At 62.9% G+C, this 21281-nt stretch carries 22 protein-coding genes; 11 read left to right on the forward strand and 11 right to left on the reverse strand.

The annotated features are described in order from the left end of the window. Positions 1–13 precede the first annotated feature (13 nt). The gene (locus tag J2857_RS27400) at positions 14–871 is read right to left on the reverse strand and encodes an SDR family NAD(P)-dependent oxidoreductase (protein WP_210013232.1); all 858 of its coding nucleotides are present in this window, start codon (positions 869–871) and stop codon (positions 14–16) included. A 194-nt stretch (positions 872–1065) separates the two neighbouring features. Between J2857_RS27400 and J2857_RS27405 the strand changes: the two genes are divergently transcribed. Then, positions 1066–2289 carry an argininosuccinate synthase gene (locus J2857_RS27405; RefSeq protein ID WP_210013233.1) on the forward strand — a complete coding sequence of 408 codons (1224 nt, stop codon included), beginning with the start codon at positions 1066–1068 and terminating at the stop codon, positions 2287–2289. 54 nt (positions 2290–2343) lie between these two features. On the opposite strand, the gene J2857_RS27410 is transcribed toward J2857_RS27405, so the two are convergent. Beyond that, positions 2344–3519 carry a multidrug effflux MFS transporter gene (locus tag J2857_RS27410; RefSeq protein WP_210013397.1) on the reverse strand — a complete coding sequence of 392 codons (1176 nt, stop codon included), beginning with the start codon at positions 3517–3519 and terminating at the stop codon, positions 2344–2346. Between the two features lie 22 nt (positions 3520–3541). Then, positions 3542–4045, reverse strand: a complete 504-nt coding sequence (locus J2857_RS27415; protein ID WP_432420188.1) for a MarR family winged helix-turn-helix transcriptional regulator — start codon at positions 4043–4045, stop codon at positions 3542–3544. 114 nt (positions 4046–4159) lie between these two features. Between J2857_RS27415 and J2857_RS27420 the strand changes: the two genes are divergently transcribed. Further along, positions 4160–4801: a LysE family translocator gene (locus tag J2857_RS27420; protein WP_210013234.1), complete on the forward strand. Its 642-nt coding sequence runs from the start codon at positions 4160–4162 to the stop codon at positions 4799–4801. 27 nt (positions 4802–4828) lie between these two features. On the opposite strand, the gene J2857_RS27425 is transcribed toward J2857_RS27420, so the two are convergent. Further along, on the reverse strand, positions 4829–5251 hold the full coding sequence (locus tag J2857_RS27425; protein WP_210013235.1) for a hypothetical protein: 423 nt from the start codon (positions 5249–5251) through the stop codon (positions 4829–4831). A gap of 189 nt (positions 5252–5440) precedes the next feature. Here J2857_RS27425 and J2857_RS27430 point away from each other — a divergent pair, with 189 nt between their 5' ends. From J2857_RS27430 to ppa, 4 genes are all read left to right on the forward strand, one after another. After that, positions 5441–7531, forward strand: a complete 2091-nt coding sequence (locus J2857_RS27430; protein WP_210013236.1) for a M3 family metallopeptidase — start codon at positions 5441–5443, stop codon at positions 7529–7531. 350 nt (positions 7532–7881) lie between these two features. Then, entirely contained in the window at positions 7882–9705 is a 1824-nt protein-coding gene (gene typA, locus J2857_RS27435) for a translational GTPase TypA (RefSeq protein ID WP_210013237.1), read from the forward strand. A gap of 203 nt (positions 9706–9908) precedes the next feature. Continuing rightward, a complete protein-coding gene (locus J2857_RS27440; RefSeq protein ID WP_210013238.1) occupies positions 9909–10415 on the forward strand; it encodes a GNAT family N-acetyltransferase in 507 nt (168 codons plus the stop codon). A gap of 148 nt (positions 10416–10563) precedes the next feature. Next, positions 10564–11097, forward strand: a complete 534-nt coding sequence (ppa, locus tag J2857_RS27445; protein WP_007769804.1) for an inorganic diphosphatase — start codon at positions 10564–10566, stop codon at positions 11095–11097. Between the two features lie 4 nt (positions 11098–11101). Here the strand turns inward: ppa and J2857_RS27450 are convergent, their stop codons facing one another. Further along, complete coding sequence (locus tag J2857_RS27450) at positions 11102–11416, reverse strand: DUF167 domain-containing protein (RefSeq protein ID WP_210013239.1); 315 nt, start codon at positions 11414–11416, stop codon at positions 11102–11104. Further along, a complete protein-coding gene (locus J2857_RS27455) occupies positions 11413–11703 on the reverse strand; it encodes a YggT family protein (protein WP_245363925.1) in 291 nt (96 codons plus the stop codon). Before J2857_RS27455 ends, J2857_RS27450 begins: the two co-directional genes overlap by 4 nt. A gap of 141 nt (positions 11704–11844) precedes the next feature. On the opposite strand from J2857_RS27455, the gene J2857_RS27460 reads away from it, so the two are divergent. After that, positions 11845–13104 carry an MFS transporter gene (locus J2857_RS27460; RefSeq protein ID WP_210013241.1) on the forward strand — a complete coding sequence of 420 codons (1260 nt, stop codon included), beginning with the start codon at positions 11845–11847 and terminating at the stop codon, positions 13102–13104. A gap of 37 nt (positions 13105–13141) precedes the next feature. Here J2857_RS27460 and J2857_RS27465 read toward each other — a convergent pair whose 3' ends face one another. The 5 genes from J2857_RS27465 to hemC form a co-directional block, all read right to left on the reverse strand. After that, the gene (locus J2857_RS27465; protein ID WP_210013242.1) at positions 13142–13624 is read right to left on the reverse strand and encodes a TerB family tellurite resistance protein; all 483 of its coding nucleotides are present in this window, start codon (positions 13622–13624) and stop codon (positions 13142–13144) included. Positions 13625–13647: 23 nt separating this feature from the next. After that, complete coding sequence (locus J2857_RS27470; protein ID WP_210013243.1) at positions 13648–15297, reverse strand: heme biosynthesis protein HemY; 1650 nt, start codon at positions 15295–15297, stop codon at positions 13648–13650. A 15-nt stretch (positions 15298–15312) separates the two neighbouring features. Beyond that, positions 15313–16563, reverse strand: a complete 1251-nt coding sequence (locus J2857_RS27475; RefSeq protein ID WP_210013244.1) for a COG4223 family protein — start codon at positions 16561–16563, stop codon at positions 15313–15315. 90 nt (positions 16564–16653) lie between these two features. Further along, positions 16654–17364, reverse strand: a complete 711-nt coding sequence (locus tag J2857_RS27480) for a uroporphyrinogen-III synthase (RefSeq protein WP_210013245.1) — start codon at positions 17362–17364, stop codon at positions 16654–16656. A gap of 4 nt (positions 17365–17368) precedes the next feature. Then, a complete protein-coding gene (gene hemC / locus J2857_RS27485) occupies positions 17369–18298 on the reverse strand; it encodes a hydroxymethylbilane synthase (protein ID WP_210013246.1) in 930 nt (309 codons plus the stop codon). Between the two features lie 71 nt (positions 18299–18369). On the opposite strand from hemC, the gene tsaD reads away from it, so the two are divergent. Genes tsaD through J2857_RS27505 form a run of 4 tightly spaced genes read left to right on the forward strand, consistent with a single transcriptional unit; the run spans position 18370 to position 21236 of the window. Further along, entirely contained in the window at positions 18370–19467 is a 1098-nt protein-coding gene (gene tsaD / locus J2857_RS27490) for a tRNA (adenosine(37)-N6)-threonylcarbamoyltransferase complex transferase subunit TsaD (protein WP_210013247.1), read from the forward strand. Then, complete coding sequence (locus J2857_RS27495; RefSeq protein WP_210013248.1) at positions 19464–20468, forward strand: NAD(P)H-dependent glycerol-3-phosphate dehydrogenase; 1005 nt, start codon at positions 19464–19466, stop codon at positions 20466–20468. The genes tsaD and J2857_RS27495 overlap by 4 nt, the downstream gene beginning before the upstream one ends. 37 nt (positions 20469–20505) lie before the next feature. Beyond that, positions 20506–20796, forward strand: a complete 291-nt coding sequence (locus tag J2857_RS27500; RefSeq protein WP_210013249.1) for a YciI-like protein — start codon at positions 20506–20508, stop codon at positions 20794–20796. Positions 20797–20804: 8 nt separating this feature from the next. Then, positions 20805–21236 (forward strand): EVE domain-containing protein, encoded by a 432-nt coding sequence (locus J2857_RS27505; RefSeq protein WP_210013250.1) that lies wholly within the window; start codon positions 20805–20807, stop codon positions 21234–21236. Positions 21237–21281 lie beyond the last annotated feature (45 nt).

Raw genomic sequence — 21281 nt, forward strand, 5'->3', positions numbered from 1 at the left:
ACAAATCAATCTATCAACGGCCGTTGATGAATTCCTTTGATGCATCGGCGAAATCCGGATGCCAGCGCGACAGTGGCGGACGGTTCTCGATGATGTCGCCGATCGCCCAGGCCATGCGGCGTTCGTCGGTTGCCCGGTCCACGTCGTTGTCGGGGCACAGGATGTAGAAATCTCCACGTTCGAGGCTCGCCAGCATGAACTCGACCGTCTGTTCCGACGTCCAGGCGCCGGCCGGCTTCTCGATGCGGTCGCCCTTGGTCAGGCTGGTAAACACGAAGCCCGGGATGAGCAGATGCGCCGATACCTGGCAGTTCGGCGTGTTGCGTAGCTCGTGCTGCAGCGCTTCCGTGAACGCCTTTACGCCGGCCTTGGCGACGTTGTAGGCGGGGTTGCCTGGCGGGGTGGTGATGCCCTGTTTCGAGCCGGTATTGATGATCAGCGACGGCTCGCCATGGGCGATCATCGCCGGTCCGAACGTCCTCGTGCCGTTGATGACTCCGAGAAGGTTGACGGCGAAAATGCTGTCCCAGTTGACCTGTGGCCCGAATATAGAGCTTCCCGGGCTGATGCCAGCATTGTTCATCAGCACATGTACCCGGCCGAAGCGCTGGAGGACGGCCCGTTCAAGGGCCTCGATCTCGTCCGGCTTCGACACGTCGGTGCCGATGATGGCGACATCCGCCTCGCCGTCTTCGGCAAGAGCCGCGACCTCGCGGGCTGCTTCCGCGAGCCTGTCGCCTTCGAGGTCGGCGAGGACGACGGAAAGGCCCATCCGTGCAAATTCCTTCGCGGCAGCGAGGCCGATGCCTGATGCGGCGCCGGTAATCACGGCGACATTGTCCTTTTTCAGAGCGGGATGAGTGATGGTCATGGCAGATCTCCTCTAGGGCGCTGCTGTTCAAAGGTCGGGCGGGATATGGAACCCATACCCAAGCCTGTCAACGTGACAGTGCAGTTACAGTTTGCCCGGTTTTTCTTGCGCGCCTCAAGAAACTCGCTAAAAGTGCCGCAATTCCTGACAGAGCGGTGTTTACCGCTTCCACCCGCAGACGGACGTAAATCGATATGGCACTCCCGAAAGACGTAAAGAAGGTCGTTCTCGCTTATTCCGGCGGTCTCGACACCTCGATCATCCTGAAATGGCTGCAGACCGAACTCGGCGCGGAGGTGGTGACCTTCACCGCCGATCTCGGCCAGGGCGAGGAACTGGAGCCGGCCCGCAAGAAGGCCGAGATGCTCGGCATCAAGGAGATCTATATCGAGGACGTGCGCGAGGAATTCGTGCGCGATTTCGTCTTCCCGATGTTCCGCGCCAATGCCGTCTACGAAGGCGTCTACCTGCTCGGCACTTCGATCGCCCGCCCGCTAATCTCCAAGCACCTGATCGAGATCGCCAGGAAGACCGGCGCAGACGCGATCGCCCATGGCGCCACCGGCAAGGGCAACGACCAGGTCCGTTTCGAGCTTTCGGCTTACGCGCTGAACCCGGATATCAAGATCATTGCGCCGTGGCGCGACTGGGCGTTCAAGAGCCGCACCGACCTGCTGGCTTTCGCCGAGCAGAACCAGATTCCGGTCGCCAAGGACAAGATGGGCGAGGCGCCTTTCTCCGTCGACGCCAACCTGCTGCACTCCTCCTCCGAGGGCAAGGTTCTTGAAGACCCGGCGGTCGAAGCTCCGGAATACGTGCATATGCGCACGATTTCCCCGGAAGCTGCTCCCGACAAAGCTACCACGATCAAAGTCGGCTTCAAAAAAGGTGATGCGGTCTCCATCAATGGCGTCGCCATGTCGCCGGCGACCCTGCTTGCCGCGCTCAACAACTACGGCCGCGACAACGGCATCGGCCGCCTCGACCTGGTCGAGAACCGCTATGTCGGCATGAAGTCGCGCGGCGTCTACGAGACCCCCGGCGGCACGATCCTGCTTGCCGCCCACCGCGCGATCGAGAGCATCACGCTGGACCGCGGTGCAGCTCATCTTAAGGACGACCTGATGCCGCGTTACGCGGAGCTGATCTATTACGGCTTCTGGTTCTCGCCGGAGCGAGAAATGCTGCAGGCCCTGATCGACAAGAGCCAGGAGCATGTTGAAGGCGAAGTGACGCTGAAGCTCTACAAGGGCAATGTTATTGTCATCGGCCGCGAGAGCGAAAAGTCGCTCTATTCCGACAAGCTGGTCACCTTCGAGGACGACCAGGGCGCCTACGACCAGAAGGATGCGGCGGGCTTCATCAAGCTCAATGCGCTGCGCCTGCGCACACTCGCCAAGCGCAATCTGGGCAAGTAACTCCCAGTAACCCGATCACCGAAGCCCGCCTGCCCAAAAGGGAGGCGGGTTTTTTCATGCCCTGCGGCTGGCGATCCGGAAACCGATGTAACCGAGCACGGCGATCAGGTGCATGGCGGGAATGACGATGCCGAAGGCCGGAAGCGGCGAGCCGATCGAGGCAGCGGCGACGCCGCCCACGAAGCCGGCGCCCATCTGGATGAAGCCCATCATCGCCGACGCGGAACCGGCAATATGCGGGAAGGGGATGAGGCCTGCCGCAGTCATGTAGGGCGACACGAAGGCGATTCCGAAGGCGCACATGGCGACCGGCACCATGACCGACAGGAAGGACGGCGGCAGGTAGTGGACCGAAAGGGCCATGACGAGGCCGCCGCTGCCGCTGAAAATCAGTCCGACCAGCGGCGCGCGCTCGGCGGGCAACCATCGCGATATGACCCTGAGGCAGACCGAACCCATCAGGAAGAAACCGGATTGCATCAGCATGCTCAGGCCGAACTGGGTCGGCGTCAGCCCGACCTTCTCGATCAGGATGAACGGCAGCACGGCCGCCTGGGCATACATGGAGCCCACCGCGCCAGCAAGAACGACCGCGGTGAACAGGAAGCGCGGCAGCGCGACGATTTCCGCATAGGCCTGGACGAGCCGCAGCGGCTTCAGCCGGCTGCGATCCGGCACGGTCGTCTCCTTGAGGCAGACGGTGGAGAGAAAAACGAGCAGGGCACCGAAGCCGACCATCAGCAGGAATACCGATCGCCAGCCGAAGGCGGCGAGCGCAAGGCCGCCGATCGTCGGACCGAGGGACGGTCCGATCGCCAGGATGATGCCCATCGTGTTGATGATACGGGCCGCGTCACCGCCGTTGAACTGGTCGCGAACGATGGCGCGCGACACGGTGATGCCGACGGAAGCGCCGATACCCTGGATCAGGCGGCCGGCGAGCACCCATTCGACCGTCGGCGCGAAAGCGGCGAGCAACGAACCGGCAAGATAGATGAGGAGGAAGCTCAGCGAGGCGGTCTTGCGGCCGAAGGCGTCGGAGACGGGGCCGGCGACCAGCTGCGCCAGCGCAAAGCCTGCGAAATAGAGCGACAGCGACAGCTTGATCGCCGCTTCCGTGGTGTCGAAGGCGCGTACCAGTTCCGGCATCGCCGGGGTGTAGATCGCCATGGAAATCGGCCCGATCGCCGTCAGCAGGGCGCCGATGATCGTGGTTCGGCGCTCGCTCATCCGAGCGGGGGCAGGCGGCATGTTATCGGCTTTCATCAGGTGCTGTCTGCAGTGCGGCGGAAGGGACGGTCGCCTGGAGGTTGGCGTTGACCAGGACCAGCGCCTCGCGCAGGATCCGGTTGTTTTCCTCGCTCAGGCCTTCGGTCGCCTGGGTGAGGATGACGTTCAGTTCGTTGCGTATCGAACCGATCATCTCGCCGGAAGTCTCGGTGAGTTTGATCCGCTTGGCGCGCCTGTCAGCGGAGCATTGCTGCCGTTCGACCAGTCCGAGCGTCTCCAGCTTGTCGAGATAAGCGCAGAGCGTCATCGGCTCGACCCCCATGCGGGCGGCGATGTCGAGCTGGCGGCTACCGTCGAGATCCGCGATGTTGATCAGGGCGAGGGCTTCTCCGGGGGTCAGTTCCAGGCCCGCCTGGGCGATGCGGCGCTCGAAGGCGGCGCGCAGCAGTCGGGCGCTGTCGATGATCAGGGACCCCAGAATGTCCATATGCTTTTCGGCGCCCTTCGCCTCGTCCTCGAATTTCATAAGGCACCCTTACTATCTTTCGGATGCGAGGCAAGTGGAAAAGGGCGCGCTAGTTGCATTGACACCGGTAAAACCTGCGGCGAGATTGTCGCAGCCTTCCGACGGAGTTCACCCATGTCCTCATCGCTGCTTGCCGGCGCCTTTTTTGCGGCGCTTGCCTATACTCTCATTCCCGGGCCGGCATTCCTGGCCCTGCTCGGCATCGGTGCCGGGCAGGGAAGGCAGGCCGGTGCCTTCTTCATGGGCGGCCATCTGGCGGGAGACGTCCTCTGGTCCGGGCTGGCGCTGGTGGCAATCATCGGCGCCAAGACGGTCGGTACCACCCTCTTCGACATACTCGGGGTTTTCTGCGGCCTCTATCTCGGCTGGATCGGCTGGAGCGCATTGCGGGCGAAGCCGAAGGGGGATGGCGGCGCTTTGGTGACGGTCGAAAAGCCGCTGCGGCGCGGGCTGATCTTCGGGCTGACCAATCCGAAGGGCTATCCGGTGGCGCTGGCGACGTTCACGGCACTGCTTGCGAGTTCAGCCGATGTGCTGGATTTCAGCGCGCTGCCGCTTCTTCTCGCCGTGTCACTGATCGGGTTCCTGACGGCCGATCTGGTGCTGATCGGGGTTATCGGCGCCAGCGTGGTGCGGCGGTTCTATCGCAAACACGAGAGGGTGATCGTCCGGCTTTCCGGCCTGCTGTTCATCGGCTTTGCGGTGCAGGCGCTCTGGCACTCGGCACCGGGCCTGTTCGGCTACCGGCGGGCCTGAAGGTGGGATGCGGCTAAGCTCGGCCGATCAGACTTCGATGAAAGCCATGACCGCGCGAAGCACGTTGGCGCGGGGCGTATCGCCGAGCGACATGGCGATTTCAAGCTGGTTGCGGTAATAGTCGTGGAAGTTGAAGCCGGTTTCGTCGGTGACCTGCGACAGGTCCATTAGCTGTCCCTGAGCATCGACGGCGTGTGTTGGAAGTTCTTCGGACAGCGTTATGTATGTGTCCTGGTCGATCTTGCCGGCCTGATAGTTTTCAAGCGCGAGCGCGCGCAGATCGCGCGGGGTGATCGCCGAAAAATCAATCGGCGATTCATCCGTGTCGGGCACCTGAAAGGTGATCTGGCTCTGCCGACTTCCATGCTCGGAGGATTTCTCGACCTTGTTGTTTCGAGAGTGGTCTCTTTGCAGTAAGTTGGTAGACCAGCGCAAGGAACTGATTTCCATGGCTATATCCTGTTTCATCGGATACTGCGCCAAAACTACCTTTGATTACTGCACTGCGTCAAATGGTTAATAACCGTTAATTATTGTGTATGATTTCTTGCTGAAAGACGAAAATTGGCGGGCGCATACCCATTGGCGCCGCCTTCTCCTATATGAATGGCGACGCATCGTTATGAAGGATATATATTCATGTCTTCTAATCTTCTGGTGAATCCCGCTCTGGTGGACTGGAACGGCCATCATGGCCTGCCGCGTTTCGATCAGGTGAAGGACGAGGATTTTGCTCCCGGCTTCGACGCAGCGCTTGCCGCCCACGAAGCGGAGATCGATGCGATCGCCGACAATCCGGAAGAGCCGACCTTTACCAATACCATCGTGGCTCTGGAGACTGCGGGCGACGAGCTGTCGCGTGTTTCGTCGCTGTTCTGGGGCAAGGCCGGCGCCCACACCAACGAGAATATTCAGGCACTTGAGCGCGAGATCGCGCCAAAAATGTCCCGCCATTATTCGAAGATCGGCATGAATGCGGCCCTGTTTGCCCGCATCGACACCCTCTGGGACAATCGCAAGGAACTGGGCCTGACGCTCGAGGAAGAGCGCGTGCTGGAACGTCACTGGAAGGGCTTTGTCAAGGCCGGTGCAAAGCTCGCCAAGGCCGAGCAGGAACGGCTTGCCGATATCAACGAGAAGCTCGCCGGGCTTGGCGCCAAGTTCGGCCAGAACGTGCTGGGCGACGAGAAGAGCTGGTCGCTGAAATTGTCCGACGAGGCCGAGCTTGAGGGTCTTCCGGCGTTCCTGCGGGATGCCATGGCATCCGCGGCCCGTGAACGCGGCGAGACGGACGGTTACATGGTGACGCTGTCGCGCTCGATCATAGAGCCGTTCCTGACCTTCTCAACCCGCCGGGATCTGCGCGAACAGGCTTTCAAGGCATGGGCGGCGCGCGGACAAAACGGCGGCGACACCGACAATCTCGGGATCGTGCGCGAAACGCTGGCGCTGCGGGCGGAAAAGGCAAAACTGCTCGGATACGAAAACTTCGCCGCCTACAAACTCGACAACACGATGGCAAAGACATCGGATGCGGTGAATACGCTGCTCCGTCAGGTGTGGGACAAGGCGCGCACCAAGGCGCTGGAGGAAGAGGCAAGCCTTGGCGGGCTGATCGCCGAGGAGGGCAAGAACCACGAGGTCATGCCGTGGGACTGGCGTTATTATGCCGAGAAGCTGCGCCAGCGGACTTTCGATTTCTCCGAAACCGAGCTGAAGCCCTATCTGCAGCTCGAAAAGATCATCGAAGCTTGCTTCGATGTCGCCGAGCGCCTGTTCGGCATCAAGGCCGTCGAGGTGAAGGGTGTTTCGGCCTACCATCCCGACGTGCGGGTGTTCGAGGTCCGCGACCGGGACGGTTCTCTAAAAGCGCTGTTCCTCGGCGACTATTTCGCCCGGTCCTCGAAGCGCTCCGGCGCCTGGATGAATTCTCTCCAGTCGCAGCATAAGTTGCCGCTGAAGAACGGCGCGACAGGCGAGCTGCCGATCATCTACAACGTCTGCAATTTCGCCAAGCCCGCCGAAGGCAAGCCGGCCTTGTTGTCGCTCGACGATGCCCGCACCCTGTTCCACGAATTCGGCCACGCACTGCACGGCATGCTGTCGGATGTCACCTATCCGTCGGTCTCCGGCACCGGCGTGTCGCGCGATTTCGTCGAGCTGCCGTCGCAGCTTTACGAGCACTGGCTGACGGTGCCGGAAATCCTCGAGAAATATGCCGTGCATTACGAAACCGGCAAGCCGATGCCGAAGGCGCTGCTCGACAAGGTGCTGGCGGCCCGCACCTTCAACGCCGGCTTCGCGACGGTGGAATTCACCTCCTCGGCGCTGGTGGACATGGCGTTTCATACCCGCGGAGCGGTCGAAGATCCGATGGCGGTGCAGAAGGAAGTGCTCGACGAGATCGGCATGCCGGCCTCGATCGTCATGCGCCACGCGACGCCGCATTTCCAGCACGTGTTCTCGGGCGACGGCTATTCGGCGGGCTACTATTCCTACATGTGGTCGGAAGTGCTCGATGCGGACGCCTTCTCCGCCTTCGAGGAAACCGGCAACGCCTTCGATCCGGTCATGGCCCGCAAGCTCAAGAACAACATCTATTCCGTCGGGGGCTCGATCGATCCGGAGGAGACCTACAAGGCCTTCCGCGGAAAGTTGCCGGACCCGAAGGCGATGCTGAAGAAAAAGGGCCTCGCGATGGTCGAGGAACTTTCCGGCAGCGACGCCTGAGCGGTTGCGATCCAGGTCTTGCGGGATGAGACAGGGCCGAAGATTTGCCAATCATCGGCCTGTCATATGGCGGTCGTAAAACCGTAGCGCCGGATCGCAACATCGATCTGGCGGCAGCCACGCAGGGGTCGATCTGGCTCGGCGTGGCCATGGCTTTCATTGCAATCGTGGCTACCGCCTTCCTGCTCTCCTCTTGCCACCCTCGTGAGGCGCCGCGGGCTGGTGGCGAAACAGCCATCAACCATCATCGCGCTCACCCCTTTCGCAAATGCGAAAAACAGGGTATGAGGCCGCAAAACGAATTGGGTGCCGCCTCCCGTTGCCGCGCCAAGAGCTCAGAGATTCAAAACATGAAAATGCGAAATATCGCGATCATCGCACACGTCGACCATGGGAAGACCACTCTTGTCGACGAACTCCTGAAGCAGTCCGGCTCGTTCCGTGAAAATCAGCGCACCACCGAGCGCATGATGGACAGCAACGATCTCGAAAAAGAGCGCGGCATCACCATTCTTGCCAAGGCGACCTCGATCGAGTGGAAGGGCGTTCGCGTCAACATCGTCGATACCCCCGGCCACGCCGACTTCGGCGGTGAAGTCGAGCGCATCCTGTCGATGGTGGACGGCGCGATCGTTCTGGTCGACTCGTCCGAAGGCCCGATGCCGCAGACCAAGTTCGTGGTCGGCAAGGCGCTGAAGGTCGGCCTTCGCCCGATCGTCGCGATCAACAAGATCGACCGTCCGGACGGCCGCCACGAGGAAGTCATCAACGAAGTCTTCGACCTGTTCGCCAATCTCGACGCTACCGACGAACAGCTCGATTTCCCGATCCTCTACGGTTCCGGTCGCGATGGCTGGATGAACGTCAATCCGGAAGGTCCGAAGGATCAGGGTCTTGCCCCGCTTCTCGATCTCGTCCTGAAGCACGTTCCCGAGCCGAGCGTCGGTGAAGAAGACGGCGCGTTCCGCATGATCGGCACGCTGCTGGAAGCCAACCCCTTCCTCGGCCGCATCATCACCGGCCGTATCCATTCCGGCTCGATCAAGCCGAACCAGCCCGTCAAGGTGCTCTCCCAGGATGGCAAGACGGTCGAAACCGGCCGTATCTCCAAGATCCTCGCCTTCCGCGGCATCGAGCGTACGCCGATCGACGAAGCGCATGCGGGCGATATCGTCGCCATCGCCGGCCTCTCAAAGGGCACTGTCGCCGACACGTTCTGCGATCCTTCGGTCACCGAGGCGCTGCATGCACAGCCTATCGACCCGCCGACCGTCACCATGTCCTTCCTCGTCAACGACAGCCCGCTTGCCGGCACCGAAGGCGACAAGGTGACGAGCCGCGTCATCCGCGACCGCCTGTTCAAGGAAGCCGAAGGCAATGTCGCGCTGAAGATCGAGGAAGCCGAGGGCAAGGATTCGTTCTACGTTTCCGGCCGTGGCGAATTGCAGCTCGCCGTGCTGATCGAAACCATGCGTCGCGAAGGCTTCGAGCTTGCCGTGTCGCGTCCGCGCGTCGTCATGCACAAGTCCGAGGACGGCACGCTGATGGAGCCGATCGAAGAAGTCGTCATCGACGTCGATGAAGAACATTCCGGCGTCGTCGTGCAGAAGATGTCCGAGCGCAAGGCCGAACTCTCCGAGCTTCGCCCGTCGGGCGGCAGCCGCGTCCGCCTGGTATTCTTCGCGCCGACCCGCGGCCTGATCGGCTACCAGTCGGAACTTCTGACCGATACCCGCGGCACGGCGATCATGAACCGCCTGTTCCACGACTATCAGCCCTACAAGGGTGAAATCGGCGGCCGCACCAACGGCGTGCTTCTGTCCAACCAGGCCGGCGAAGCCGTTGCCTATGCGATGTTCAACCTGGAAGACCGCGGCCCGATGATCATCGAGCCGGGCGAAAAGGTCTATATGGGCATGATCATCGGCATTCACAGCAGAGACAACGACCTCGAGGTCAATGTCCTCAAGGGCAAGCAGCTGACCAACATCCGCTCTGCCGGCAAGGACGAAGCCGTTCGTCTGACCCCGCCGATCCGCATGACGCTCGACCGCGCTCTCTCCTGGATTCAGGACGACGAGCTGATGGAAGTGACGCCGAAGAACATCCGGCTGCGCAAGACCTATCTCGACGCCAACGACCGCAAGCGCTTCGGCAAGGCGAAGATCGCCTGATTTCGACAGCATGCTCTGAGCCTTTCAAAAACCCGGCAGAAATGCCGGGTTTTTTCTGTGCCTGAGACCCGTCCGCCCTTGTCGCAAAGGTTAAAAACACGTTAACGTTGCCTCGTCGTCCACATGAGAAGTCTGTGGGCAATCCGTTCTACGCATATTGGCGGAATGGCGGATCGCCTGCTTCAGGGCCTAGAGTAAGCGTTATGAAAACGTTGTCGATCGATGTCCGGCGGGCCGAACCGCAAGACGCCCGCGCCATATCCGAGGCGCATCGCCAGGCGTGGACTCAGGCCTATGCGGGGCTCATTCCCCACAAGCCGCTGACCCAGATGCTGGAGCGCCGGGGCGAGGCCTGGTGGCGCAAGGCGACGCGCGGTCCGGCCACGCTGCTGGTCCTCGATGTCGCCGACCAGGTCGCCGGTTACGCCACGATCGGGCTGAGCCGGGCTCGCGCACTGCCTTATGACGGCGAGATCTACGAGATCTATCTGCGCCCCGAATTTCAGGGCATCGGCCTTGGTCGCCGCCTTTTCGGCGAAAGCCGCCGGCTCCTGAAGTCGCTCGGCTGCGAAGGCCTGGTCGTCTGGTGCCTGGAGGACAGCGAGCATGCGGCGCGTTTCTTCCGTCGGCATGGCGGCGTGGATCTTGCCGAAGGCATGGAAGATTTCGGCGGCACGCAGCTTCGCAAGATCGGTTTCGTCTGGTCCTGAACTGCCGGACGGGAATTATCCTGGAATTTGAACGTTTTCTAATGTTGCAGCGCGTGCGGCAGTTTAACAATGACGCAAAGCCTTGTTGCCTTGCAGCATGATTCCCGCTATCGACGCATAACTTTGTCGAACCTCATCGGGGACTAGAATGCGTATCGATGCAATTTCCGTTGGCAAGAATCCGCCTGAAGACGTCAACGTCATCGTTGAAGTGCCGGTCGGCGGCCAGCCGATCAAGTACGAAATGGACAAGGAAGCCGGCGCCCTCGTCGTCGACCGGTTCCTCTACACGCCGATGACCTATCCGGGCAATTACGGCTTCGTACCGCACACGCTCTCGGAAGACGGCGACCCGATCGACGTCCTCATCTGCAACACCCGTCCGCTGGTTCCGGGCTGCGTCATCAACGTGCGGCCGATCGGCGTGATGATCATGGAAGACGACGGCGGCAAGGACGAAAAGATCATCGCCGTGCCGGTTCCGAAGCTCACCCAGCGCTACGACAAGATCAAGAACTACACCGACATGCCCGAGATCACGCTGAAGCAGATCGAGCATTTCTTCGAGCACTACAAGGATCTGGAGCCCGGCAAGTGGGTGAAGATCGGCGGCTGGCAGAATGTCGATGTGGCGAAGACGCTGATCGTCGAAGCCATCGAGCGCTACAAGGCCCAGAAGTAAGCCGTCAGGCTTTCAGAAGCTTTTCAAGTTTTTCAGCCAAATCCTCCGGGTTGCCATCGACCCGGAGGATTTTTTTGCGCGCGGTTTCGCCCGACAGGATCGAAATGGAGGATTTGGGGAGACGGAACGTATCGGCCAGCAGCAGGATCAGCGCCTTGTTGGCCTTGCCGTCCTCCGGCACGGCGGTGACGCGAGCCTTCAGGAAGACCTCGCCATCGGCGCCAGTCTCCACGCCGTCGACGGCATTGCGGCCCGAATTCGGCGTGAGCCGGATTGCGAGCCGCAGATGATCGGAATGCCTGCTATAGGGACCGCTCACGCAAACAGCGGATAGATCGACGTCCACATCAGCGAGCGGATGAAGAAGATGATCAGGAGCAGGATGACCGGCGAGATGTCGATGCCGCCGAGATCCGGCATGATGCGACGGATCGGCCGCAGCACCGGGTCGGTGACGTTGAACAGGAAACGGCCGATCGCATCGACGAACTGGTTTCTCGAATTGATGACGTTGAAGGCATAGAGCCACGAGAAGATGGCGCTGGCAATCAGCACCCAGGTATAGAGGTTCAAGGCCAAATCGATGGTCTGAAACAGGGCGAGCATTAACGTCTCCATTTCTTTGTTGACAGACATGTAGACATTGACGAACTAACGAGCAAGTGCCGTGTCCGGGGCTCTCCCGATTCATGTTTAACGGGTGCCGGGCATAATGCCGGCGTCCGGCTCCGCTGAAAGTGCTGCCTCATGTCCATTTCTGCCACGGGCGATCGTTTCGCCGCCTTCCGGCACTCATCCTATACTCGCTTCTTCTTTTCCCGGCTTTTCTCGGCTTTCGCGATCCAGATCATCAGCGTCGCGGTCGGCTGGCAGATGTATGACGAAACCGGCAATCCGCTCTATCTCGGCCTGATCGGGCTTTTCCAGTTCCTGCCGTCGCTGCTCCTGATCCTCGTCACGGGCTCGGTCGCCGACCGCTATAACCGCCGTGTGATCGTGGCAGCCTGCATGGTGGTCGGGGCGCTTTGCGCCGGTGCGCTTCTGGCGCTTACCGCCACGCATTCCTTTGCGCCCTGGCCGGTGTTCGGCATCCTGATCGTGTTCGGGATCGAACGCGCCTTCATGGGGCCGGCAGTCCAGTCGCTCGGGCCGAACCTGGTGCCGGAACGGGATCTGCCGAATGCGGTCGCCTGGAACTCCTCGTCCTGGCAGACGGCGGCGATCCTCGGCCCGGTGGCAGGCGGCCTGCTTTACGGCGTCAGCGCGGTTGCCGCCTATTCGGTCGCACTGGCCTTCCTCATGCTCGCCGGCGCCCTGGTCTTCATGATCCCGAAGCCTCCGCAGCGCAATGCTGCGGAAAAAGTGAGCTGGGGCCAGATTCTCGCCGGTTTCCACTTCATTTCGCAGGAGAAGATCGTGCTCGGAGCAATCTCGCTCGATCTCTTCGCCGTTCTTCTCGGTGGCGCCGTGGCGCTGATGCCGATCTTTGCGCGTGACATTCTCGAACTCGGCCCCTGGGGCCTCGGCATGCTGCGGGCAGCACCGGGCGTCGGGGCGATCATCGTCGCGATCTACCTCGCCTTCTATCCGATCCGCCACCATGCCGGCATTGCGATGTTCGTCGGCGTCGGGCTGTTCGGGGTCGGCACGCTGATCTTCGGTCTCTCAGTGACGCCCTGGCTGTCGATCTCGGCACTGATGCTGATGGGTGCGTCGGACATGATCTCGGTCTATGTGCGCGAGACGCTGATCGCGCTCTGGACGCCGGACGAAGTGCGCGGCCGGGTCAACGCCGTCAACATGGTGTTCATCGGCGCGTCCAACGAGCTCGGGGAGTTCCGGGCGGGTACGATGGCCTCGATCTTCGGCGCCGTGCCGGCCGTGGTGATCGGCGGTATCGGCACGCTCGGGGTTGCGATCATCTGGTCGATGAGCTTCCCGAAGCTGCGCCGGATCGACAGCCTCGAAGCGCCGGATCGGGAAGAGAGATCGCCTCAGCCGGCCTGAAGCGCCCGCTGGCAAGTACCAGCGTTTCAACAACGCCTCAGTCTCCTACCTGATCGTCTCCTGCGGTTGCGCGGGCGGCGGCCTGCTGGCGCTCCAGAACCCTGTCGCGCGCCGATACGCCCAGAAGATCGGCGATCCTCCAGATCACGTGGTCTTCGATCTCGCTGCGCTGGCCATCGGCATAGACGATATCCCAGAGGATGCCGAGAAGCTCGACACGGTCTTCTCCGTTGACGAGATGCTTTCTGAGATCGGACGTGAAGCGGTAATAATCAACCGCCTCGCTGCCGGCCTGGTGGCCGATTTCGATCAGCGCCTTCAGGCGGTCCTCGCTGAGGTCGTAGCGCTCGCGCAGCAGGTCGCGAAACTTCTGCTGTTCCTGATCGGAAATGTTGCCGTCCGCCTCCATGACCTGGAAACAGAGCGCGACGAAAGCCACCCGCGGATCATCGGGTGCGAATTCTTGCGTATGGTGGGATCCGGTCAGCGTGTGGAGGAAAGCCTGAATGCGATCTAACATCTATCTCCAGGCCCTCGCCATTCTTAAAAGAGCCGGAGCCTCGTTGAGGGCTGCCCGGCGTCGGGATCTTTCACACCCGGATCATCGGGCGGACGCCCGAAAAAGGGAACGGGCTCCTCCCCATTTTCAGGGGGTTTTCCGTCCCTCGGCGTCACATTCGCGGTCGCTGGTGTTTTTGCTGCAACAGCTAACTCCTTCCGGGGCGGCTTTGCCTCCTGCGCAGCAGGCTTGACGAGGATCGGCCTCGGTGCCTCCTCGGCACGCGGCTCAGCCGCCACGTTAGTTGCCGGAGGCACCTGATTTGCAGGCGGCGCAACGCTGACGGGCGGCAGGCTGGCGATTGCAGTATCGGCTGCGAGCGAACCTTCTTCCACCGGGCCTTCGAGCTGGTCGAACGGCGCCTTCCACTCGAAGGCGTCCAGCCGGCCGGTGACCGGCGACAGCGGCAGCCATTTTTCCGAAACGAAACCGTCGGCCACCCAGGCCGGATCACGCGGGGCGCGCAGCGCCTGCGCCATCCAGTGGCGAACGCGGCCCTGGTCGCCGGTTTCGGCTTCCTCGATGTCGGCGAGGAGCAGGTAGACGGCCTCGCGAGGCTGCATGCGGGCGGCGGCTTCCGCCTTGGCCCGTGCCTTCTTGAACTGCTGGGCGTCGAGCGCCGCCTGGGCGACGGCCAACAGCGATTCGATATTGTTGGGCCGTATCGCCTCGAGCTTTTCGGCGCGTTTCAGCCGATCGACGGTGCTGTCGCCACTGCGGGCGCGGATATAGGCGCCGGCGATTTCCGGGTGCGGGCCGAGCTTCCAGACACCTTCGAGGGTGGAGGCTGCCTTGCGGACATTATCCTCGCGCAGCCAGGCCTTGGCGGCAATGACGGCGGCGGGCACGAGATCCTTGGCGAGCTTCAGCGCTGCCATGGCATCATCGCGGGCGCCCTTGGGATCGCCTTCCAGCCGGTCGTTTGCCTTGGCGGTCAGGAGCACTGCCTTCCAGCGTTCGGCCTGCGGCTTTTCAAGAATATTGGCCATGCGCTGCTGGTCGAGCAGGCGGATCGCATCGTCCCAGCGGCCGGACTGGCTGCGGGATTCGAGCGTCGCCTGGGCGGCCCAGGGCAGGTAGGGCGCGTGTTCGACGGCCTTTTCGGCATATTGGCGGGCGGCCTCGTTGGCGCCGAGCCGGCGGGCCTCCATGTAGAGGCCGCGCAAGCCGAGTTCGCGGGTTTCCGGATCCTCGGCCATCTGCTCGAATTTCTTGCGCGCTTCGTCGTGCTTGCCTTCGATGAGCGCCGCCTGGGCTTCGAGGAGATGGATCAGCGGTTCCTGGTCTGCGCTGATCAGTCCGCGGGTGCGCAGACTCATCTTGCGGGCAAGCAGCGCATTGCCGGCGCCGGCGGCGATCAGGCCGGTCGACAGCGCCTGGTACCCGCGGTCCCGCTTGCGGGCGCGAAAATAGCGGCGGACGGAATAGGGAGAGGTCCAGATTACGCCGACGATCCACCAGAGGAGCATCGCGGCGCCGATCAGCGCGACCATGGCGGTGGCGGCCACCATCAGGCTGGTTTCGATCAGGTGGTCCTGCCAGGTGATGGAAATCAGGCCGGGGCGATCCGCAAGCCAGGAGAAACCCCAGCCGAGAGCCAGCACCACAACGAGAAAAATGAAAAGTCTGACCATCCGGTTCTTCCGTCCTCAGCCTTGGGTGCCGGCGACGGCGCGCGACAGCGTTCCGCCCACGAGATTTTCCACCTGAATGCGGGCATCGAGCTTCTGCTTGAAATCGCGCGAGACGGCCTTTGCCGGTTCCGGCAGCGCGTCCCATTCGCGGGCGGAGGCCTGGAGATTGCCGTTGCGCAGCGCATTCTCCATGCGGGCGACGATCGCATCCGGCGTTTCGCCCTGGACATCGCCGACGCGCCGGACCTTGACGACCGACAGTGCGGAAGAAAGCAGCCGGCCGGCAATGCCTTCGTTCGGGTCCCGCTGGGCGGTTGCCTCCAACATCGCATCGGCGATGCGGGGGAAGTCGCGCTGCAGTTCAGCACGGGCGGGCACACCTGCGGAGGCAAATTTCTGCAGGTCGGCGACCGCCGGATCATCGCCGGCGACAGTCTTGAAGGTCTGCAGTTCGGTCTCGAACGGGCCGCCGCGATCGATGCCGGCCTTGAGGGCTGCGGCTGCCACCGCACGGGCGACCTGCTGTTCCGGGCCGCGATCGTTCAGCTTGGCTTCGGCCTGGTCGAGGCGCTGGGCCAGGCTGGAATCGGCGCCTGCGGCCGACTGGACGGTGGCTCGAAGCCGGTCGATCTCGGCCTTCAGCGCGGCAAGCGCCTGCTCGCTTGCGCCATTCGATGTCCGGGGGGCTGCCTCAAGGGCGGCGACGCGGCTGGCGAGTGCGGCATCCGGGGCGGCCGCGGTTGCAGGCCGGTTTCTCAGGGCAGCAATTTCCTGGCGCAGTTCGGCGATCTCGGAGGAGATACCGGCGGTGTTCGGGGCCGCCGGCGCGGGTCGGGCGGCCGGGAGGTAACCGGCATATTGCATGCTGCCGGCCAGCAGCAGCGCGACCAGGCCGCCGAAAATACCGGCGGCGATCAGCGTCGAGGTGGCAGGGCTTGGGCGCAGGGGTGCGGCAGGCGTCGGCTCCGGTTCGGGCGCCACGGTCGCGGGCTGCGGGTCGCTCTGGGCGGCGGCGGACCAAGGGTCGTCATAACGCGGCTCGCCTGCGGCCGAAGCGCTGGATGTAGGCTCTTCCGCGGGCTCGGGCTTGGCCGGTTCTTCGGCGCTTGCGGAAACGTCCTCGGTGGGTTCGGTCGCGCTCACCACATCATCGGTGTCATTGCTGCGGACAGGTTCGGCGACCACATCCGATTGCTCGGCGGTCAGGTCGATCGTGACCGGTTCCTTATCTGTCTTGGATCGGCGGGGTGGTTGTTCCGGTACCATCTCGACCTCTTTTTGCATGCGCTCACAGGAAACTAGTGGGTGGATCATCTGAAAGAAAGGGGCGGGCGGGATTTTGGCGACACACCTCGACTAAAGGAGTGCGAAAATCCCGTCTTCGTCAGGGTGGCTGGCGATCTTGATATTTCTATGAAATTCCCGGGGAATGATTTCGGCCACATTGTCGCTGAGGCAAACGAACTGGACGGATGCAAGTTCCTTCAGGTGCGGCGCAGCAAGATTGCAGAAAAGCCGGGCGTTTTCGCGCGAATAAAGAAGCACGGCATCCGCCGACGGACCGAGCAGGGCGTTACGGATGAAAACTTCATCGTAGGCTATGGGTGTCATTTCATAGACTTCGGCAGCAACGAACGGCACACCCTTCGCCTGCAGGCCGTCCTCGAACTTCGGCGAGCGAGGCTTGCCCGCGAGATAGAGCAGGGGCGTATCGAGATCCGATGCATAGCCGGCAATGAGTTGGGCGAGTTCGGCCCCCGTTCCGGAGCCAGGGCGAATATTCCGGAAGCCGGCATCTTTAGCCGCCTTCGCCGTCGTTTCCCCGACGGCGTAGAGGGTTTGGTCGAGGTAGGGGGGCAGGTTTTCGCCCAGCAAGGACAGCACCCGGACGGCTTCGGCGCTGGTGACGGCGAGCGCGGCATGCGGGCCGGCGAGCGCTGCTGTGGCAACGTCCGGATGATGGATCGCCTTGGTCAGCGGCAGCAGGACCGGCTGATGGCCGAGGTTTTGCAGCCGTTCGGCGGTGCGACGGGCCGAGTTTTCGGGGCGGGTGACGACGACCCGCATGGCGTTACGACCAGCCTTCGAAGAAGTCGGTGCCGGCCGCCGCGCGGACCGTTTCGCCCGCCTGCCGCCCGAGCTTTTCCGCGTTGGCCCGTTTGCCTTCGGTCTCGATCGAATGTTCCTTGCGGCCATCCGGCGTCAGGATGAGCCCCGAGAATTTCAGATGGTCGCCCTCGCAGATGGCATAACCGCCGATCGGGGTGCGGCAGGAACCGTCGAGCGCGGCCAGGAAGGCGCGTTCGCAGGAGACGGCGTCGTAGGTCGGCCGGTCGTTGATCGGGTCGAGCAGCGCGTCGATGCGCGCATCCCCGATCCGGCTTTCGACGCAGATCGCGCCCTGTGCCGGGGCCGGAGGAAAATCCTCCGGGTCGAGCAGTTCGGTGACGACGTCTTGCTTGCCGAGGCGCTTCAGGCCGGCATAGGCGAGCAGGGTAGCATCCACCTGGCCTTCGTCCAGCTTGCGCAGCCGGGTTTCTACGAGGCCGCGGAAGGTGATGACGTTGATATCCGGCCGGATGCGACGGATCAGCGCCTGGCGGCGCAGCGACGAGGAACCGACGGTGGCGTGATCGGGAAGCGCGGCGAGTGTATGGGCCGTGCGGCCGATGAAGGCGTCGCGAAAATCCTCACGCGGCAGGTAGGCGGCGAGGCGCAGGCCGTCGGGCAGCTTGGTCGGCATGTCTTTCGAGGAATGGACGGCGAAATCGAGGTCGCCGGAGATCAGGCCTTCCTCCAGTTCCTGGGTGAACAGGCCCTTGCCGCCGAGCTCGGTCAGCGCCCGGTCGGTGATCCGGTCGCCGGTGGTCGATAGCACGACGATCTCGAACATATCCTCCGGCAGGCCATGCGCTGCCATCAGCCGCGCGCGGGTTTCGGAAGCCTGGGCGAGCGCCAGCGGGCTGCCGCGCGTACCGATCCGGAAAGGTTTTGTTTGCATCCGCGTCATTCCATTGTTACCGGAGGCTTTCGTAGACCGGTTTAACCGGCATCGCAATTATCGATAGGCGTATGGCGACCTTTCTTCGCATCCTTGGCATCGAAACTAGCTGCGACGAGACGGCGGCTTCCGTGGTCGCGCGCCATGAGGACGGCCGCGGCGAAATACTCTCGGACATCGTGCTCTCCCAGCTCGACGAACACAGCGCCTATGGCGGCGTCGTGCCGGAGATTGCCGCGCGTGCGCATGTGGAAGCACTGGACGGGCTGATCGAGGAGGCGCTCTCCCGCGCCAACGTCTCGCTCGACGATATCGATGCGGTGGCTGCGACGTCCGGGCCTGGCCTGATCGGCGGCCTGATCGTCGGGCTGATGACGGCGAAGGCGATCGCCCGGGCCGCCGGTAAGCCCTTGCTGGCGATCAACCACCTCGAAGGCCACGCGCTGACGGCGCGGCTGACCGACGGGCTTGCCTTTCCCTACCTTATGCTGCTCGTCTCCGGCGGTCACACCCAACTGGTGCTGGTGCGCGGCGTCGGTGAATACGAGCGCTGGGGCACGACGATCGACGATGCGCTGGGCGAAGCTTTCGACAAGACGGCAAAACTGCTGGGGCTTCCCTATCCCGGCGGGCCGGCTGTCGAAAAGGCGGCGCTGAAGGGCAATCCGGATCGGTTCTCGCTGCCGCGGCCGCTGGTCGGCGAGGCGCGGCTTGATTTCTCCTTCTCCGGCCTCAAGACGGCGGTGCGGCAGGCAGCAACCGAGATCGCGCCCTTGAGCGACCAGGATGTCGCCGATATCTGCGCCTCATTCCAGAAGGCGATTTCCCGGACGCTGCGCGACCGCATCGGCCGCGGGCTGGCGCGCTTCAAACAGGAATTCTCACATCTCGATGTCGACCGGGCGCTGGTAGTGGCCGGCGGGGTCGCCGCCAACCAGGAGATCCGCCGCACGCTGCAGGCGCTGTGCATCGAGAACGGCTTTCGTTTCATCGCGCCGCCGCTGCGGCTCTGCACCGACAATGCGGCGATGATCGCCTGGGCGGGGCTGGAGCGGATGGCGGAAGATCTGCCGGCCGATGGGCTCGACGTGGCGCCGCGTTCGCGCTGGCCGCTTGACAAGGATGCCAAGACCCTGCTCGGCTCCGGCAAACGAGGGGCCAAGGCATGAGTGCGCGGGAACGGATCGTCGTCATCGGAGCCGGCGCTTTCGGCACCGCACTTGCCACGGTGATCGCACTGGAGGGCCGTCATCCGGTGACCCTGATCGGCCGCGACCCTTCGCTGATGAGCGATTTGCGCGATGACCGGGTGCATGACGCGGCACTTCCCGGTGTGCCCTTGCCGGATGCGCTGGAGTTTTCCGCCGAGCCGGACGCGATCGGCGAGGCTAGCCTAGTGCTTTTCGCCATGCCTTCGCAGGCACAGGCGGATGCGGCGCGGCACTACGGGCCTTATCTTGGCGAAGGCGCCGTCGTCGTCACCTGCGCCAAGGGCATCGACAAATCGTCCGGCCGGCTGCTGACCGAGGTGCTGGAGGCGGAATTGCCGCATCATGCGGTCGCCGTTCTCTCAGGTCCGGGTTTTGCGGCCGATATCGCACGCGGCCTGCCGACGGCGATGGCGATTGCGGCGGACGATCAGGCACTGGCGGAACGGCTCGCCAATGCGCTCTCCAGCCGAACGTTCCGGCTTTACGCCTCGAACGACCGGATCGGCGTGCAACTCGGCGGGGCGCTCAAAAACGTGCTCGCCATCGCCTGCGGCATCATCGAAGGCGCAGGGCTTGGGGAGTCGGCGCGGGCCGCATTGATCTCACGCGGTCTTGCGGAGATGTCGCGGCTGATCGAAGCGATGGGCGGCAAGGCGGATACGGTGCGGGGCTTGTCAGGCCTCGGCGACCTGGTGCTGACCGGTACCAGCCATCAATCGCGCAATCTGCGTTTCGGCATTGCGCTTGGCCAAAGTGGCGGGAGTTGGGGCGATCCCTCGGAAACAGTTGGCGGGCCGCTGGTCGAGGGTGCCTTTGCGGCCTCCGTCGCCGCGAAGCTCGGCGAAAAATTCTCCGTCGACCTGCCGGTCACCAATGCGGTGGCTGCGATCATCGACGGCAGGCTCGATATCATGATGGCCATGGAACAGCTGATGACCCGGCCGATCACCACCGAATAAGATCATTCCCCCAATAGGATCATGCAAGGAGAAACTGATGCTGTTTGCGTTTCTGTGCACCGACAAGCCCGGCCATCTGAACGTCCGGATGGAAACCCGCCCTGCCCATCTGGAGCATCTGAACAAGCTCAATGCCGAGGGCGTGCTGAAGTTCGCCGGCCCGTTCCTTGATGACGATGGCAAGCCGAACGGCAGCCTCGTGGTCGTCGAAGCCGCCGACATGGCCGCTGCCCGCACGATCGCCGAAGCCGATCCCTATTATCACGCCGGCCTGTTCGAGAAGGTCGAAGTGAAGGCCTGGAACTGGGTTTTCAACAAGCCGGAGTGAGGCGACAGATGGCGTATTGGCTTTACAAATCCGAACCGTCCTCCTGGTCCTGGGAACAGCAGAAGGCGGCGGGCGAAAAGGGCACCGAGTGGACGGGCGTGCGCAACTATCTGGCGCGCAACAACATGCGGGCCATGAAGATCGGCGACAAGGGCTTCTTCTACCACTCGAATGACGGGCTGGAGATCGTCGGCATCGTCGAGGTCTGCGCGCTGTCGCATCCCGATTCGACGGCCAAGGGCGATCCCAAGTGGGATTGCGTCGATATCCGTGCCGTGACCGACGTGCCGACGCCGGTAACGCTGAAGGATATCAAGGCCAATCCGAAGTTCGAGAAGATGTCGCTGGTGACCTCGATGCGGCTTTCGGTGCAGCCGGTGACCGACGAGGAATATTTCGAGATCTGCCGGCTCGGCGGTCTCGACAATCCGCCGCGTTAACCTAAGGTGAGGGTTGTGCGGAGTGTTGGCTGCACGCCAAGCGAT

Source organism: Neorhizobium galegae (assembly GCF_017877055.1).
GTDB classification, from domain to species: domain Bacteria; phylum Pseudomonadota; class Alphaproteobacteria; order Rhizobiales; family Rhizobiaceae; genus Neorhizobium; species Neorhizobium galegae_D.

What these genes read in the sequence shown, in the direction of transcription:
- J2857_RS27400 (WP_210013232.1), bottom strand. Translation starts at nt 871, where the DNA reads ATGACCATCACTCATCCCGCTCTGAAAAAGGACAATGTCGCCGTGATT.
- J2857_RS27405 (WP_210013233.1), top strand. Translation starts at nt 1,066, where the DNA reads ATGGCACTCCCGAAAGACGTAAAGAAGGTCGTTCTCGCTTATTCCGGC.
- J2857_RS27410 (WP_210013397.1), bottom strand. Translation starts at nt 3,519, where the DNA reads ATGAGCGAGCGCCGAACCACGATCATCGGCGCCCTGCTGACGGCGATC.
- J2857_RS27415 (WP_432420188.1), bottom strand. Translation starts at nt 4,045, where the DNA reads ATGAAATTCGAGGACGAGGCGAAGGGCGCCGAAAAGCATATGGACATT.
- J2857_RS27420 (WP_210013234.1), top strand. Translation starts at nt 4,160, where the DNA reads ATGTCCTCATCGCTGCTTGCCGGCGCCTTTTTTGCGGCGCTTGCCTAT.
- J2857_RS27425 (WP_210013235.1), bottom strand. Translation starts at nt 5,251, where the DNA reads ATGGAAATCAGTTCCTTGCGCTGGTCTACCAACTTACTGCAAAGAGAC.
- J2857_RS27430 (WP_210013236.1), top strand. Translation starts at nt 5,441, where the DNA reads ATGTCTTCTAATCTTCTGGTGAATCCCGCTCTGGTGGACTGGAACGGC.
- typA (WP_210013237.1), top strand. Translation starts at nt 7,882, where the DNA reads ATGAAAATGCGAAATATCGCGATCATCGCACACGTCGACCATGGGAAG.
- J2857_RS27440 (WP_210013238.1), top strand. Translation starts at nt 9,909, where the DNA reads ATGAAAACGTTGTCGATCGATGTCCGGCGGGCCGAACCGCAAGACGCC.
- ppa (WP_007769804.1), top strand. Translation starts at nt 10,564, where the DNA reads ATGCGTATCGATGCAATTTCCGTTGGCAAGAATCCGCCTGAAGACGTC.
- J2857_RS27455 (WP_245363925.1), bottom strand. Translation starts at nt 11,703, where the DNA reads ATGCTCGCCCTGTTTCAGACCATCGATTTGGCCTTGAACCTCTATACC.
- J2857_RS27460 (WP_210013241.1), top strand. Translation starts at nt 11,845, where the DNA reads ATGTCCATTTCTGCCACGGGCGATCGTTTCGCCGCCTTCCGGCACTCA.
- J2857_RS27465 (WP_210013242.1), bottom strand. Translation starts at nt 13,624, where the DNA reads ATGTTAGATCGCATTCAGGCTTTCCTCCACACGCTGACCGGATCCCAC.
- J2857_RS27470 (WP_210013243.1), bottom strand. Translation starts at nt 15,297, where the DNA reads ATGGTCAGACTTTTCATTTTTCTCGTTGTGGTGCTGGCTCTCGGCTGG.
- J2857_RS27475 (WP_210013244.1), bottom strand. Translation starts at nt 16,563, where the DNA reads ATGGTACCGGAACAACCACCCCGCCGATCCAAGACAGATAAGGAACCG.
- J2857_RS27480 (WP_210013245.1), bottom strand. Translation starts at nt 17,364, where the DNA reads ATGCGGGTCGTCGTCACCCGCCCCGAAAACTCGGCCCGTCGCACCGCC.
- hemC (WP_210013246.1), bottom strand. Translation starts at nt 18,298, where the DNA reads ATGCAAACAAAACCTTTCCGGATCGGTACGCGCGGCAGCCCGCTGGCG.
- tsaD (WP_210013247.1), top strand. Translation starts at nt 18,370, where the DNA reads ATGGCGACCTTTCTTCGCATCCTTGGCATCGAAACTAGCTGCGACGAG.
- J2857_RS27495 (WP_210013248.1), top strand. Translation starts at nt 19,464, where the DNA reads ATGAGTGCGCGGGAACGGATCGTCGTCATCGGAGCCGGCGCTTTCGGC.
- J2857_RS27500 (WP_210013249.1), top strand. Translation starts at nt 20,506, where the DNA reads ATGCTGTTTGCGTTTCTGTGCACCGACAAGCCCGGCCATCTGAACGTC.
- J2857_RS27505 (WP_210013250.1), top strand. Translation starts at nt 20,805, where the DNA reads ATGGCGTATTGGCTTTACAAATCCGAACCGTCCTCCTGGTCCTGGGAA.